General features: G+C 66.3%; 21 protein-coding genes. 20 read left to right on the top strand and 1 reads right to left on the bottom strand.

The features are described from left to right. Positions 1-2 precede the first annotated feature (2 nt). The 20 genes from rplX (at position 3) to truA (ending at position 12264) form a co-directional block, all read left to right on the top strand. A complete protein-coding gene (rplX, locus tag AQJ91_RS10935) occupies positions 3-326 on the top strand; it encodes a 50S ribosomal protein L24 (protein ID WP_003992365.1) in 324 nt (107 codons plus the stop codon). After that, the gene (gene rplE, locus AQJ91_RS10930; RefSeq protein WP_020135807.1) at positions 326-883 is read left to right on the top strand and encodes a 50S ribosomal protein L5; all 558 of its coding nucleotides are present in this window, start codon (positions 326-328) and stop codon (positions 881-883) included. The genes rplX and rplE overlap by 1 nt, the downstream gene beginning before the upstream one ends. A 5-nt stretch (positions 884-888) precedes the next feature. Next, positions 889-1074, top strand: coding sequence for a type Z 30S ribosomal protein S14 (locus AQJ91_RS10925; protein WP_003948630.1), 186 nt, complete (start codon positions 889-891; stop codon positions 1072-1074). 239 nt (positions 1075-1313) lie between these two features. Beyond that, positions 1314-1712 (top strand): 30S ribosomal protein S8, encoded by a 399-nt coding sequence (gene rpsH, locus AQJ91_RS10920; protein ID WP_007384075.1) that lies wholly within the window; start codon positions 1314-1316, stop codon positions 1710-1712. A gap of 24 nt (positions 1713-1736) precedes the next feature. After that, positions 1737-2276, top strand: a complete 540-nt coding sequence (rplF, locus tag AQJ91_RS10915) for a 50S ribosomal protein L6 (RefSeq protein WP_067019000.1) — start codon at positions 1737-1739, stop codon at positions 2274-2276. A gap of 3 nt (positions 2277-2279) precedes the next feature. Further along, positions 2280-2663, top strand: a complete 384-nt coding sequence (gene rplR / locus AQJ91_RS10910) for a 50S ribosomal protein L18 (RefSeq protein WP_067018998.1) — start codon at positions 2280-2282, stop codon at positions 2661-2663. A 68-nt stretch (positions 2664-2731) separates the two neighbouring features. Continuing rightward, entirely contained in the window at positions 2732-3337 is a 606-nt protein-coding gene (gene rpsE / locus AQJ91_RS10905; RefSeq protein WP_007494753.1) for a 30S ribosomal protein S5, read from the top strand. Next, the gene (rpmD, locus tag AQJ91_RS10900; RefSeq protein ID WP_006376032.1) at positions 3337-3519 is read left to right on the top strand and encodes a 50S ribosomal protein L30; all 183 of its coding nucleotides are present in this window, start codon (positions 3337-3339) and stop codon (positions 3517-3519) included. Before rpsE ends, rpmD begins: the two co-directional genes overlap by 1 nt. A gap of 2 nt (positions 3520-3521) precedes the next feature. Next, on the top strand, positions 3522-3977 hold the full coding sequence (gene rplO, locus AQJ91_RS10895; protein WP_067018996.1) for a 50S ribosomal protein L15: 456 nt from the start codon (positions 3522-3524) through the stop codon (positions 3975-3977). 244 nt (positions 3978-4221) lie between these two features. After that, positions 4222-5535, top strand: coding sequence for a preprotein translocase subunit SecY (gene secY / locus AQJ91_RS10890; RefSeq protein ID WP_067018993.1), 1314 nt, complete (start codon positions 4222-4224; stop codon positions 5533-5535). Further along, the gene (locus AQJ91_RS10885; protein ID WP_067018990.1) at positions 5535-6197 is read left to right on the top strand and encodes an adenylate kinase; all 663 of its coding nucleotides are present in this window, start codon (positions 5535-5537) and stop codon (positions 6195-6197) included. The genes secY and AQJ91_RS10885 overlap by 1 nt, the downstream gene beginning before the upstream one ends. 221 nt (positions 6198-6418) lie before the next feature. Continuing rightward, on the top strand, positions 6419-6787 hold the full coding sequence (locus tag AQJ91_RS10880; RefSeq protein WP_159054528.1) for a hypothetical protein: 369 nt from the start codon (positions 6419-6421) through the stop codon (positions 6785-6787). A 164-nt stretch (positions 6788-6951) separates the two neighbouring features. Then, positions 6952-7788, top strand: coding sequence for a type I methionyl aminopeptidase (gene map, locus AQJ91_RS10875; RefSeq protein WP_067018984.1), 837 nt, complete (start codon positions 6952-6954; stop codon positions 7786-7788). A gap of 160 nt (positions 7789-7948) precedes the next feature. Continuing rightward, positions 7949-8170, top strand: a complete 222-nt coding sequence (infA, locus tag AQJ91_RS10870; protein ID WP_003948620.1) for a translation initiation factor IF-1 — start codon at positions 7949-7951, stop codon at positions 8168-8170. Positions 8171-8235: 65 nt separating this feature from the next. After that, positions 8236-8349, top strand: coding sequence for a 50S ribosomal protein L36 (gene rpmJ, locus AQJ91_RS10865; RefSeq protein ID WP_003998809.1), 114 nt, complete (start codon positions 8236-8238; stop codon positions 8347-8349). A gap of 202 nt (positions 8350-8551) precedes the next feature. Beyond that, positions 8552-8932, top strand: coding sequence for a 30S ribosomal protein S13 (gene rpsM / locus AQJ91_RS10860; protein ID WP_067018981.1), 381 nt, complete (start codon positions 8552-8554; stop codon positions 8930-8932). Positions 8933-8998: 66 nt separating this feature from the next. Continuing rightward, a complete protein-coding gene (rpsK, locus tag AQJ91_RS10855; RefSeq protein ID WP_003956432.1) occupies positions 8999-9403 on the top strand; it encodes a 30S ribosomal protein S11 in 405 nt (134 codons plus the stop codon). Between the two features lie 142 nt (positions 9404-9545). Continuing rightward, a complete protein-coding gene (locus AQJ91_RS10850; RefSeq protein WP_067018978.1) occupies positions 9546-10568 on the top strand; it encodes a DNA-directed RNA polymerase subunit alpha in 1023 nt (340 codons plus the stop codon). A 206-nt stretch (positions 10569-10774) separates the two neighbouring features. Continuing rightward, positions 10775-11290, top strand: coding sequence for a 50S ribosomal protein L17 (gene rplQ, locus AQJ91_RS10845; protein WP_067018975.1), 516 nt, complete (start codon positions 10775-10777; stop codon positions 11288-11290). 116 nt (positions 11291-11406) lie between these two features. Continuing rightward, positions 11407-12264, top strand: a complete 858-nt coding sequence (gene truA / locus AQJ91_RS10840; protein WP_067018972.1) for a tRNA pseudouridine(38-40) synthase TruA — start codon at positions 11407-11409, stop codon at positions 12262-12264. 195 nt (positions 12265-12459) lie between these two features. On the opposite strand, the gene manB is transcribed toward truA, so the two are convergent. Next, on the bottom strand, positions 12460-13587 hold the full coding sequence (gene manB, locus AQJ91_RS10835) for a mannose-1-phosphate guanylyltransferase (protein WP_067018969.1): 1128 nt from the start codon (positions 13585-13587) through the stop codon (positions 12460-12462). Between the last annotated feature and the right edge of the window lie 268 nt (positions 13588-13855).

Raw genomic sequence — 13855 nt, 5'->3', positions numbered from 1 at the left:
GCATGAAGATCAAGAAGGGCGACCTGGTCCAGGTCATCACCGGTAAGGACAAGGGCAAGCAGGGCAAGGTCATCGCGGCCTTCCCCCGCGAGGACCGCGTCCTGGTCGAGGGTGTCAACCGGGTCAAGAAGCACACCAAGGCCGGCCCGACCGCTCGCGGTTCGCAGGCCGGTGGCATCGTCACGACCGAGGCGCCGATCCACGTCTCCAACGTCCAGCTGGTCGTTGAGAAGGACGGCAACAAGGTTGTCACGCGTGTCGGTTACCGCTTCGACGACGAAGGCAACAAGATCCGCGTTGCCAAGCGGACGGGTGAGGACATCTGATGGCTACCACCACCACTCCGCGTCTGAAGACGAAGTACCGCGAGGAGATCGCGGGCAAGCTGCGTGACGAGTTCAAGTACGAGAACGTCATGCAGATCCCCGGCCTCGTCAAGATCGTGGTCAACATGGGTGTGGGCGACGCCGCCCGCGACTCCAAGCTGATCGAGGGCGCCATCCGCGACCTCACCACGATCACCGGTCAGAAGCCGGCCGTCACCAAGGCCCGTAAGTCCATCGCGCAGTTCAAGCTGCGTGAGGGCCAGCCGATCGGTGCCCACGTCACGCTTCGTGGCGACCGCATGTGGGAGTTCCTGGACCGCACCCTGTCGCTCGCGCTTCCGCGCATCCGCGACTTCCGTGGTCTGTCCCCCAAGCAGTTCGACGGCCGTGGCAACTACACCTTCGGTCTCACCGAGCAGGTCATGTTCCACGAGATCGACCAGGACAAGATCGACCGCACCCGGGGTATGGACATCACCGTGGTGACCACGGCGACCAACGACGCTGAGGGCCGCGCGCTCCTTCGTCACCTCGGCTTCCCCTTCAAGGAGGCGTGAGCGAGATGGCGAAGAAGGCTCTGATCGCGAAGGCTGCTCGCAAGCCCAAGTTCGGTGTGCGTGGTTACACGCGCTGCCAGCGCTGCGGCCGTCCCCACTCCGTGTACCGCAAGTTCGGCCTGTGCCGCGTGTGCCTTCGTGAGATGGCTCACCGTGGCGAGCTGCCGGGCGTGACCAAGAGCTCCTGGTAATCCCCCTTTTAGGGATTCCAGAGGCTCTCGGTAAGCAATGGGCGTGTCAGGCGCCCTCCCTTCCATGGCTTAGGCTTGGAGGGTTGGGCGCCTGACGGTCGCCCTTACGCCCGCGGGCAGCGCCCGCAAATGACTGCTTACTACGCCGTAGGTCCACCGCGCCGCACCCGTCCCGTCTCGGATCGGGGAGAGGGATGGCGCACCAGGAAACCCCGGCGAGAGAGGCCGAAGGCCAATTCATGACCATGACTGATCCGATCGCAGACATGCTTACGCGTCTGCGGAACGCGAACTCGGCATACCACGACTCTGTGACGATGCCGGCATCGAAGATCAAGTCGCACATCGCGGAGATCCTCCAGCAGGAGGGCTTCATCACGGGCTGGAAGGTCGAGGACGCCGAGGTCGGCAAGAACCTCGTCCTGGAGCTGAAGTTCGGCCCCAACCGTGAGCGCTCCATCGCGGGCATCAAGCGGATCTCCAAGCCCGGTCTCCGGGTGTACGCGAAGTCCACCAACCTGCCGAAGGTGCTCGGCGGCCTCGGCGTGGCGATCATCTCCACGTCCCACGGGCTCCTCACCGACAAGCAGGCCGGCAAGAAGGGCGTAGGCGGAGAAGTTCTCGCCTACGTCTGGTAGCGGAAGGGAACGGAGGAAACAGCTATGTCGCGCATTGGCAAGCTCCCCATCACGGTTCCCGCCGGCGTGGACGTCACCATCGACGGCCGTACGGTCTCGGTCAAGGGCCCCAAGGGTTCCCTGAGCCACACCGTTGCCGCGCCGATCGACATCGCCAAGGGTGAGGACGGCGTGCTCAGCGTCACCCGCCCCAACGACGAGCGTCAGAACAAGGCCCTGCACGGCCTGTCCCGCACGCTGGTGGCGAACATGATCACCGGCGTGACCCAGGGTTACGTGAAGAAGCTCGAGATCAGCGGTGTCGGTTACCGCGTGCAGGCCAAGGGTTCGAACCTCGAGTTCGCGCTCGGCTACAGCCACCCGATCACCGTCGAGGCACCCGAGGGCATCACCTTCAAGGTGGAGTCCCCGACCCGCTTCCAGGTCGAGGGCATCGACAAGCAGAAGGTCGGCGAGGTTGCGGCCAACATCCGCAAGCTGCGCAAGCCCGACCCGTACAAGGCCAAGGGCGTCAAGTACGAGGGCGAAGTCATCCGCCGCAAGGTCGGAAAGGCGGGTAAGTAAGCCATGGCATACGGACAGAAGATCCTGAAGGGCGACGCCTACAAGCGCGCCGCGATCAAGCGCCGTCACATCCGGATCCGCAAGCGGATCGCCGGTACGGCGGAGCGTCCCCGTCTGGTCGTTACCCGCTCGAACCGCCACATCGTGGCCCAGGTGATCGACGACATCAAGGGTCACACCCTGGCGTCGGCGTCCACCCTGGACACTTCGGTCCGCGGTGGCGAGGGCGACAAGTCCGCGCAGGCCAAGCAGGTCGGCGCCCTGGTCGCCGAGCGCGCCAAGGCCGCGGGCGTCGAGGCTGTCGTATTCGACCGTGGTGGCAACCAGTACGCCGGGCGCATCGCCGCTCTGGCGGACGCCGCCCGCGAAGCCGGTCTGAAGTTCTAGAGCCGCCCGTCGCGGCAGCGACTGATTGGTTGCCGCGTAGCTAGCGGAAACAGAGAGAGGTAATTCCAATGGCTGGACCCCAGCGCCGCGGTGGCGGTGCCGGTGGCGGCGAGCGGCGGGACCGGAAGGGCCGTGACGGCGGCGCAGCTGCTGCCGAGAAGACCGCGTACGTTGAGCGCGTTGTCGCGATCAACCGCGTCGCCAAGGTTGTGAAGGGTGGTCGTCGCTTCAGCTTCACCGCGCTGGTCGTGGTGGGCGACGGTGACGGCACCGTGGGTGTCGGTTACGGCAAGGCCAAGGAGGTGCCGGCCGCCATCGCCAAGGGTGTAGAGGAGGCCAAGAAGCACTTCTTCAAGGTCCCCCGTATCCAGGGCACCATCCCGCACCCCATCCAGGGTGAGAAGGCTGCCGGCGTCGTGCTGCTCAAGCCCGCGTCCCCGGGTACCGGCGTTATCGCCGGTGGTCCGGTGCGTGCCGTGCTCGAGTGCGCCGGTATCCACGACATCCTGTCGAAGTCGCTCGGCTCCGACAACGCGATCAACATCGTGCACGCGACCGTGGCGGCCCTCAAGGGCCTGCAGCGTCCCGAGGAGGTCGCGGCCCGCCGCGGTCTGCCGCTCGAGGACGTCGCCCCCGCGGCTCTTCTCCGTGCACGTGCCGGGGCGGGTGCGTAATGGCTCGCCTCAAGGTCACGCAGACGAAGTCGTACATCGGCAGCAAGCAGAACCACCGTGACACCCTGCGGTCGCTTGGTCTCAAGGGGATCAACACCGTGGTCGTCAAGGAGGACCGCCCCGAGTTCCGCGGCATGGTGCACACCGTCCGTCACCTCGTGACGGTCGAGGAGGTCGACTGATCATGGCGGAGAACAACCCGCTCAAGATCCACAACCTCCGTCCCGCCCCGGGCGCCAAGACCGCTAAGACCCGTGTCGGTCGTGGTGAGGCGTCGAAGGGTAAGACGGCCGGTCGTGGTACCAAGGGCACCAAGGCCCGCTACCAGGTTCCGGAGCGCTTCGAGGGCGGGCAGATGCCCCTCCACATGCGTCTCCCGAAGCTCAAGGGCTTCAAGAACCCGTTCAAGACCGAGTACCAGGTCGTGAACCTCGACAAGCTGGCCGCGCTGTACCCGGAGGGTGGCGAGGTCACCGTCGAGGGTCTCGTCGCCAAGGGTGCCGTTCGCAAGAACAGCCTCGTCAAGGTCCTCGGCCAGGGCGAGATCTCCGTGGCGCTGCAGGTGACGGTCGACGCCGTCTCCGGCTCCGCCAAGGAGAAGATCACCGCCGCCGGCGGTACCGTCACCGAGCTCGTCTGAACACCTCAGGCGTCTTGATGACTTGAGCGATCCCGACCGGGGATACCCCACAAATGGGGTATCCCCGGTCGGTCGTTCCAAGGGGGCAGTCTCGCGGGTAAGGTGGCCTGCACTGCCCACTTTTACTGAGTGCTTCTTGTGAGGCACTCTGAGCGGCAGTTGACCGTTAGCTAAGTCGTCCCCATTAGTCGAACCTCAAGACCGTCACCCTTGACGCAGTAGCGCGGGGGTCGCAGGAGGCACCGTGCTCACCGCGTTCGCCCGGGCGTTCAAGACGCCCGACCTGCGCAAGAAGCTGCTCTTCACGCTCGGCATCATCGTGGTGTACCGGATCGGTACCCACATCCCGATCCCAGGCGTCGACTACACGGCCGTCCAGGCTTGCATCGACCAGGCGAACGCCACCACGGGCCTCTTCGGTCTGGTCAACATGTTCAGTGGTGGCGCACTGCTGCAGATCACGATCTTCGCACTGGGGATCATGCCGTACATCACGGCGAGCATCATCCTGCAGCTGCTGACCGTCGTCATCCCGCGCCTGGAAGCCCTCAAGAAGGAGGGCCAGGCCGGTACGGCGAAGATCACGCAGTACACCCGTTACCTGACGGTGGCGCTCGCCATCCTGCAGGGCACCGGCCTCGTCGCCACCGCCCGCAGCGGCGCGCTGTTCAGCCAGTGCTCGGTCGGCAGCCAGATCGTGCCGGACCGCTCGATCTTCACCACCGTCGTCATGGTCATCACCATGACCGCCGGTACGGCCGTCGTCATGTGGCTCGGTGAGCTCATCACCGACCGCGGCATCGGTAACGGCATGTCGATCCTGATGTTCATCTCGATCGCCGCGACCTTCCCGGCCGCGCTGTGGGCCATCAAGGAGCAGGGCTCCCTGGCCGGCGGCTGGATCGAGTTCGGCATCGTCGTCGCCGTCGGCCTGGTCGTGGTCGGCCTGGTGGTCTTCGTCGAGCAGGCTCAGCGCCGTATTCCGGTCCAGTACGCGAAGCGCATGATCGGCCGCCGGTCCTACGGCGGCACGTCGACGTACATTCCGCTGAAGGTCAACCAGGCGGGCATCATCCCTGTGATCTTTGCCTCGTCACTGCTGTACATCCCGGCACTGATCGCGCAGTTCGCCGCTGGAACTTCCGGCTGGAAGACGTGGATCGAAAAGAACCTCGCGCAGACGGACGCTCCGGCGCACATCATCCTCTACTTCTTCCTGATCATCTTCTTCGCGTTCTTCTACGTGGCCATCTCGTTCAACCCCGAGGAAGTCGCAGACAACATGAAGAAGTATGGTGGCTTCATCCCGGGCATCCGGGCTGGCCGACCGACCGCCGAGTACCTCTCCTACGTGCTCAACCGGATCACCTGGCCGGGCTCGCTGTACTTGGGTCTGATCGCTCTCGTACCGACGATGGCGTTGGCACCTCTCGGTGCAAACCAGAACTTCCCGTTCGGCGGGACAAGCATCCTGATCATCGTGGGTGTCGGTCTCGAGACGGTGAAGCAGATCGAGAGCCAGCTCCAGCAGCGCAATTACGAAGGGTTCCTCCGCTGATGCGAATCGTCCTCGTCGGGCCGCCGGGTGCCGGGAAGGGAACGCAGGCCGCGTTCCTGGCCAAGAACCTGTCGATCCCGCACATCTCCACGGGCGACCTGTTCCGCGCCAACATCAGCCGGCAGACGGAGCTGGGGAAGCTTGCGAAGTCCTACATGGACGCGGGCAACCTGGTGCCGGACGAGGTCACCATCGGGATGGCCAAGGACCGCATGGAACAGCCGGACGCCGAGGGCGGCTTCCTGCTGGACGGCTTTCCGCGCAACGTGTCCCAGGCCGAGGCGCTCGACGAGACGCTCCAGTCCGAGAGCATGAAGCTGGACGCCGTGCTGGACCTCGAGGTCCCCGAGGAAGAGGTCGTCAAGCGGATCGCCGGGCGGCGGATCTGCCGCAAGGACTCCAGCCACGTCTTCCATGTCACGTACAGCGCGCCGAAGAAGGAGGGCGTCTGTGACGTCTGCGGTGGCGAGCTGTACCAGCGGGACGACGACTCCGAGGAGACGGTCCGCAAGCGGCTGGAGGTCTACCACACGCAGACCGAGCCGATCATCGACTACTACAAGGCGCAGGGGCTGGTCGTGACCATCTCCGCGCTCGGCAAGGTCGAGGAGGTCACGGCTCGCGCCATGGAGGCGCTTCAGCGTGACGAGGACGGTCAGTAGCGGCGTTCGATATTTCGTAAGGAAGCCCCCGTCGTCCACCAGGGACGACGGGGGCTTCTTCACATCTCCTTTGCTCGAAGTTCGAATATGCGTGGACACTCGAAATCTTGATCGATAGGGTCGAGTCGACCAGTGCGGAGCGCGGCCTCAACTGCCGTGTCGCACAAGCGAGTTGGGTCGTTCGCGACCCGAAAAACAGGGGGTTTTCAATGGTGGGCACCATGCTCAAGCGTGGCTCCATCGTCGCCGCGGCCGCTGCCATGGCGATCGGTTTCGCGGCGGGCCCGGCTGCGGCTGGCAACGTTGGCATTCAGTTGCCGAGCGGCCGTGGCACCATGACGTTCATCGACGATGGGGACGACTTCAAAGTCTGTGACACCAAGGCTGACGGCCATGGCGTCACCGGCAAGGTGCGGCAGCTCACGCCCCAGGGGCGAATCGTCGTCATCGCCACCATCGACGATGGTGGCGACGCGGGTTGCGACTGGGCAACGGACCTGGACCTCATTGGTACGTGGCCGCACGATATGCTGCTGTGTTGGCACGGTGGTGGCTGCGTGGTCTCCCCGGTGATCAGGGAGAGCGACTGAGCCCCACGGAGCAGTGAAGCCCCGGTTGATGCAGGCGACTCAATGTGCCCGCCTCAACCGGGGCTTTGCCGTCCCCGACGGATGCTCGGTCGCTTCGGCGTACGTCTGTACGTACGCGTATCCTGGGGTGTCGCGATGTCAGTGGCCAGGAGGCGCAACCCAGCATGGTGCAGATCAAGACCCCCGAGCAGATCGCCAAGATGCGTGTGGCGGGGCTGGTCGTCGCCGCCATTCACGCGGCCACGCGTGAGGCCGCGGTGCCAGGGGCCAGCACCAGGGACCTGGACGAGGTCGCCCGCAAGGTCATCGCGGAGCACGGGGCGAAGTCGAACTTCCTCGGCTACGGCGGCTTCCCCGCGACGATCTGCACGTCCGTGAACGACGTCGTCGTGCACGGCATCCCCTCCGAGGACGTCGTTCTCAAGGACGGGGACATCATCTCCATCGACGCCGGCGCGATCATCGAGGGCTGGCACGGCGACGCCGCGTACACCGCCTTCGTGGGGTCCGGTCACGCTCCGGAGCTGGTCGAGCTCTCGCGGGTGACCGAGGAGTCGATGTGGGCCGGGATCGCGGCGATGAAGCAGGGCGGCCGGCTGGTCGACATCTCCCGGGCCATCGAGACGTACATCCGCCGCCAGCCGAAGCCCGGCGGCGGCCGGTACGGGATCATCGAGGACTACGGCGGCCACGGCATCGGCACCGAGATGCACATGGACCCGCACCTGCTGAACTACGTCGAGCGCAAGCGGGGCAAGGGCCCGAAGCTGGTCCCCGGCTTCTGCCTCGCGATCGAGCCGATGGTCTCGCTGGGGACGCCCAAGACCGAGGTGCTCGAGGACGACTGGACGGTCATCACGACCGACGGCACGTGGTCCTCGCACTGGGAGCACTCGGTGGCGCTGACCGAGGCTGGGCCGTTGGTGCTGACGGCGCCTGACGGTGGTAAGGCGAAGCTTGCCGAGTACGGGATCACTGCGGCTCCGGATCCGCTGGCTTAATGATCTCCCGTGTGGGGCATCCTTCCTCGATTCGTCTTTCCGAGTGCGCTGACGTAGACTGACTCGTCGGCTCTCGTGTACCCGCATGTCTTCGTACGTCCGTACGGAGTGTGTAAGTGCAGCGGGAGTTGATCAAGGTAGTCGATTCGAAGGGCGAAGCGTGGCCAAGAAGCAAGGTGCCATCGAGATCGAGGGCACTGTCGTCGAGTCTCTTCCGAACGCCATGTTCAAGGTCGAGCTCCAGAACGGCCACCAGGTCCTGGCACACATCAGCGGCAAGATGCGTATGCACTACATCCGCATCCTCCCTGACGACCGGGTCGTGGTGGAGCTGTCTCCGTACGACCTGACGCGTGGCCGGATCGTCTACCGGTACAAGTAGATCTTGCCCACGTCCCGTGTTCCCTGCGGGGCGGCCGGCAACTGACCCGGAGAACCTCACATCCCATGAAGGTCAAGCCGAGCGTCAAGAAGATCTGCGACAAGTGCAGGGTGATCCGCCGTCACGGCCGGGTCATGGTCATCTGCGAGAACCCGCGCCACAAGCAGCGCCAGGGCTGACGCACGATCGACCGATCCCTCTGCATCGATATCGCAGAGTTTTCGCGCGACGCGAGCTGAATATGTTCATACGCAGGACCCAGGCGGCGTGAGCCTTTGCCTGATACCCCCGGTTCGGAGGCCGGGGACCCAGTTCGTACCTGGTACGGCGGCTGGGATCCGGTTCTGTGGAAGACCTCCGAAGATCAACTGGAGCCATTGAATGGCACGCGTTTCCGGTGTTGACATCCCGCGCGAAAAGCGTGTGGAGGTCGCCCTCACCTACGTGTTCGGCATCGGCCGGACCCTCTCGCAGGAGACGCTGGCTGCGACCGGCGTCGACCCGAACACCCGCGTTCGCGACCTCTCCGAGGAGCAGCTCGTCGCGATCCGCGAGTACGTGGACAACAACATCAAGACCGAGGGTGACCTCCGTCGCGAGGTCCAGGCCGACATCCGCCGCAAGGTGGAGATCGGCTGCTACCAGGGTCTCCGTCACCGTCGTGGTCTGCCCGTCCGCGGTCAGCGCACCAGCACCAACGCCCGCACCCGCAAGGGCCCGCGTCGCGCCATTGCCGGTAAGAAGAAGCCGGGCAAGAAGTAGTCCGCAGCGGACTTGCCGTCCAGCGGTCTTCGCTGTAGGACCGACCACCTCCCGTAGGAGTTATAGATGCCCCCCAAGGGTCGTCAGGGCGCTGCCAAGAAGGTGCGCCGCAAGGAAAAGAAGAACGTCGCTCACGGCCACGCGCACATCAAGAGCACGTTCAACAACACCATCGTGTCGATCACGGACCCGTCGGGCAACGTGATCTCCTGGGCCTCCGCCGGCCACGTCGGCTTCAAGGGCTCTCGGAAGTCCACGCCGTTCGCCGCGCAGATGGCCGCCGAGTCGGCTGCCCGCCGCGCCCAGGAGCACGGCATGCGCAAGGTCGACGTGTTCGTCAAGGGTCCGGGTTCCGGTCGTGAGACCGCCATCCGTTCGCTGCAGGCGACCGGTCTCGAGGTCGGCTCCATCCAGGACGTCACCCCGACCCCGCACAACGGCTGCCGTCCGCCCAAGCGCCGCCGCGTCTGAGGCTCGGTTGTCTTGAGGTTCCGGGCGGTACGGCTCTTCGGGGGCGTGCCGCCCGTACCCTTGCAATACCCGCACTGTGAAACGTGCGGTTCCGTCGGACGTCAAATAGCGGGCGTCCACGAGAGAAGGATCTGATCCACACATGCTGATCGCTCAGCGTCCCTCGTTGACCGAAGAGGTCGTCGACGAGTTCCGCTCCCGGTTCGTCATCGAGCCGCTGGAGCCGGGCTTCGGCTACACCCTCGGCAACTCCCTGCGCCGGACCCTCCTGTCGTCGATCCCCGGTGCGGCTGTCACCAGCATCCGTATCGACGGTGTCCTGCACGAGTTCACCACCGTGCCGGGCGTCAAGGACGACGTCACCGACCTGATCCTCAACATCAAGCAGCTGGTCGTCTCCTCGGAGCACGACGAGCCGGTCGTGATGTACCTGCGCAAGCAGGGCCCGGGTCTGGTCACCGCCGCCGACATCGCGCCGCCGGCCGGTGTCGAGGTGCACAACCCCGACCTCGTCCTCGCCACGCTCAACGGCAAGGGCAAGCTGGAGATGGAGCTGACCGTCGAGCGCGGCCGCGGCTACGTCTCCGCCGTCCAGAACAAGCAGGTCGGGCAGGAGATCGGCCGTATTCCGGTCGACTCCATCTACTCGCCGGTTCTCAAGGTCACCTACAAGGTCGAGGCGACCCGCGTCGAGCAGCGCACCGACTTCGACAAGCTGATCGTCGACGTCGAGACCAAGCAGGCGATGCGTCCGCGTGACGCCATGGCCTCTGCCGGTAAGACGCTGGTCGAGCTGTTCGGGCTCGCCCGTGAGCTCAACATCGACGCCGAGGGCATCGACATGGGTCCGTCGCCGACGGATGCCGCGCTCGCTGCCGATCTGGCGCTGCCGATCGAGGAGCTGGAGCTCACCGTCCGTTCGTACAACTGCCTCAAGCGTGAGGGCATCCACTCCGTGGGTGAGCTCGTCGCCCGCTCCGAGGCCGACCTCCTGGACATTCGTAACTTCGGTGCGAAGTCCATCGACGAGGTCAAGGCGAAGCTGGCCGGGATGGGTCTTGCCCTGAAGGACAGCCCGCCTGGATTTGACCCGACCGCCGCCGCCGACGCCTTTGGTGCCGACGACGACGCGGACGCGGGCTTTGTGGAGACCGAGCAGTACTAAGAGCTCGGGCCAGACGGTCCGTTTTCGGGTGCGGGCGCGCTGTGCTTGATCGCGCCCACGCGACGGAGTCGCATATCGACACCGCCTCGCGCCCCTTCCGGACAGGCCCCTTCGGGGCCTTGTCCGGATCTTCGACAGGCATCCGCCTGCTCGGATACTGACCTCGGTACCTGATACGGCCGGGGCAGACACCTAGGAGAGACACCATGCCGAAGCCCGCCAAGGGTGCCCGTCTGGGCGGCAGTGCCGCGCACGAGAAGCTGCTTCTTGCGAACCTCGCGAAGGCGCTGTTCGAGCACGGCCGTATCACCACCACCGAGGCGAAGGCCCGCCGTCTGCGGCCGTACGCCGAGCGTCTGGTCACCAAGGCGAAGAAGGGTGACCTTCACAACCGCCGTCAGGTGCTCCAGGTCATCACGGACAAGAGCATCGTCCACACGCTCTTCACCGAGATCGGCCCGCGGTACGAGAACCGTCCGGGTGGGTACACCCGTATCACCAAGGTCGGTAACCGCCGTGGCGACAACGCGCCCATGGCTGTCATCGAGCTGGTCGAGGCGCTGACGGTCGCGCAGCAGGCCACCGGCGAGGCCGAGGCCGCCACCAAGCGTGCGGTCAAGGAAGACGCCCTCAAGAAGGACGAGGCCGTCGAGGCCAAGTCCGAGGAGGCTGCTGAGGCTCCGGCCGAGGAGGCCGCCGCCGAGGAGTCGAAGGACGCCTGAGGCTCTGCCTTGCGTTGAGCGGGTCCGTCCCTTTCGGGGGGCGGGCCCGTTCTCGTGTTCTTGAAGAGGATCCGGTCCTGTTCTTGAAGAGGATCCGGTCCTGAGAGGATCTCCTTGTGAGTGACGAAGTACAGCCCGGACATGTGCGGGTACGCCTCGACCTTTCCTACGACGGGACCGAGTTCTCCGGGTGGGCCAAGCAGGCCGGGGGGCGGCGGACCGTGCAGGGAGAGATCGAGGACGCCCTGCGTACGGTGACGCGGTCCCGGGAGACGTACGAGCTGACCGTGGCCGGGCGGACCGATGCCGGGGTCCATGCCCGCGGGCAGGTCGCGCATGTGGATCTGCCGCGGGAGGTCTGGGGTGAGCATCACGAGAAGCTGCTCAAGCGGCTTGCCGGGCGTCTGTCCCGGGATGTCCGGGTGTGGGCCCTCAGGGAGGCGCCCAGTGGCTTCAATGCGCGGTTCTCGGCGGTCTGGCGGCGGTACGCGTATCGCGTCACCGACAATCCCGGCGGTGTTGATCCGCTGCTGCGCAACCATGTCCTCTGGCATGACTGGCCACTTGATGTCGATGCGATGAATGCCGCTGCCCAACGGCTGTTGGGTGAGCATGACTTCGCCGCCTACTGCAAGCGGCGTGAGGGCGCGACCACCATTCGTACGCTGCAGGAGCTCAGCCTCGTGCGCGGTGACGACGGGATCATCACCGCCACCGTGCGGGCCGACGCCTTCTGCCACAACATGGTGCGGTCCCTCATCGGGGCGCTGTTGTTCGTGGGAGATGGGCATCGGCCCGCCGACTGGCCCGGGAAGGTGCTGGGCGCCGGGGTGCGGGACTCCGCCGTTCATGTCGTACGGCCGCATGGGCTGACGCTGGAGGAAGTCGGTTATCCCGCCGACGAGTTGCTTGCCGCGCGGAACAAGGAGGCGCGGAACAGGCGGACTCTGCCCGGGACCGCCGGGTGTTGCTAGTGCCCCAACAGGCGACATTCGCCCCGTCGCGACGCCCGGTACGCTCCCCCGCTGCCTTAAGGGCGTGGGAGGTGCCCCCCACTCGCCGCACCGGGCACAAACCCGAGTACGTCCAGTACGAGGGCCTGTACCCAGCACGCCGAGAGCACGCACCGGACGCCGCTCCTCAACGGGCGAACGTTGCCTGCCGGGGCACTAGGCCGCTGAGCTATGCCTCTCCGAATGGGGTGCTGTGCAGGCCGTCGGGGCGGCCGATGTGCGTACGGCGTAGGCGGGGACGTGGGCGCCGCAGGCGATGCGCAGGCCGGGTGGGAGTTCGTTGCCCTCGGCGACGTGGGCGCCGTCTCCGACGACCACGTTGTCGAGCCTCGTGTGCTCGTGGATCCGGGCCTGCCTGCCCACCACCGAGGCGTACACGCCGGCCCGTGCCGCGATGTGGGCGTCGGCCATGACCACGCTGCCCTCGACGACCGCGCCCTCGCCGACCACGGCACCGGTGGCCACCACCGTGCCGCCGCTGAGAACGGCGCTGGGGTGGACCTGGGCGCGGGGCAGGACCAGGGCGTCACCGGTCGGGCCGGGGAGCGCGGGGGAGGCGACTCTGCCGCGTACCAGGTCCGCCGAGCCCTGGACGAAGGCGGCCGGAGTGCCGAGGTCGAGCCAGTAGGCGTCGTCCACCACGCCCCGGACGTGGGCGTCGGACGTCAGCAGCTCGGGGAACGTCTCGCGTTCGACGGAGACGACGCGGCCCGGCGGGATGCGGTCGATGACCGAGCGGGTGAAGACGTAGCAGCCCGCGTTGATCTGGTCCGTGGTGATCTCCTCCGGCGTCCGCGGCTTCTCCAGGAAGGCCTGGACGCGGCCTTCGGTGTCGGTCGGGACCAGGCCGAAGGCGCGTGGGTCGGGGACCCGCTTGAGGTGCAGGGTGACGTCGGCGCCGGAGGCCTGGTGGCCGTCGCGCAGGGCGGCGAGGTCCACGCCGGAGAGGATGTCGCCGTTGAAGACCAGCACCGGGTCGCCGGGGGCGCTGTGGAGTCGTTCGGCGGCGTTGCGGATGGCGCCGCCGGTGCCGAGGGCGGTCTCCTCGGTGACGTACTCCAGTTTCAGGCCGAGGCCGCTGCCGTTGCCGAACTCCGCCTCGAAGAGCTCCGCCAGGTAGGAGGTGGCGACTACGATCCGGGTGACCCCGGCCGCGGCCGCGCGGGCCAGCTGGTGCGTGAGGAACGGCACGCCGGCCACGGGGAGCAGCGGCTTGGGGGTGTGACTGGTCAGGGGCCGCAGCCGGGTGCCCTGTCCGCCCACGAGAAGGATCGCTTCAGTCATGTGGTCCGCCTTGGTTGCGGGGACGAATGAGGGATGCGTGGGGGGATCTCCTCAACTGCCGTGCCAGCGGGACGGTTTGCGGAACCGGGCGATGGTGACCAGCCAGGCCGGTGGCGGGTTGGTGGGCGTGTACCGCGGGTGCGGTACGCCCCCGTCGGCCAGTGTGCGACATGACGACTTCGGAACCCCCGTGAGATCAAAGGTGCGTTGAGGCAGCAACAGATCTCGCCGCGGCATGCCTCAGCACACCGCGGCCCCTTGATTCTGG

The sequence above is a fragment of the Streptomyces dysideae genome (genome assembly GCF_001514305.1).
Taxonomy (GTDB): Bacteria; Actinomycetota; Actinomycetes; order Streptomycetales; family Streptomycetaceae; genus Streptomyces; species Streptomyces dysideae.
Note: the sequence above shows the minus strand (reverse complement) of the source record. Positions and strands in the feature narration are given on the sequence as shown.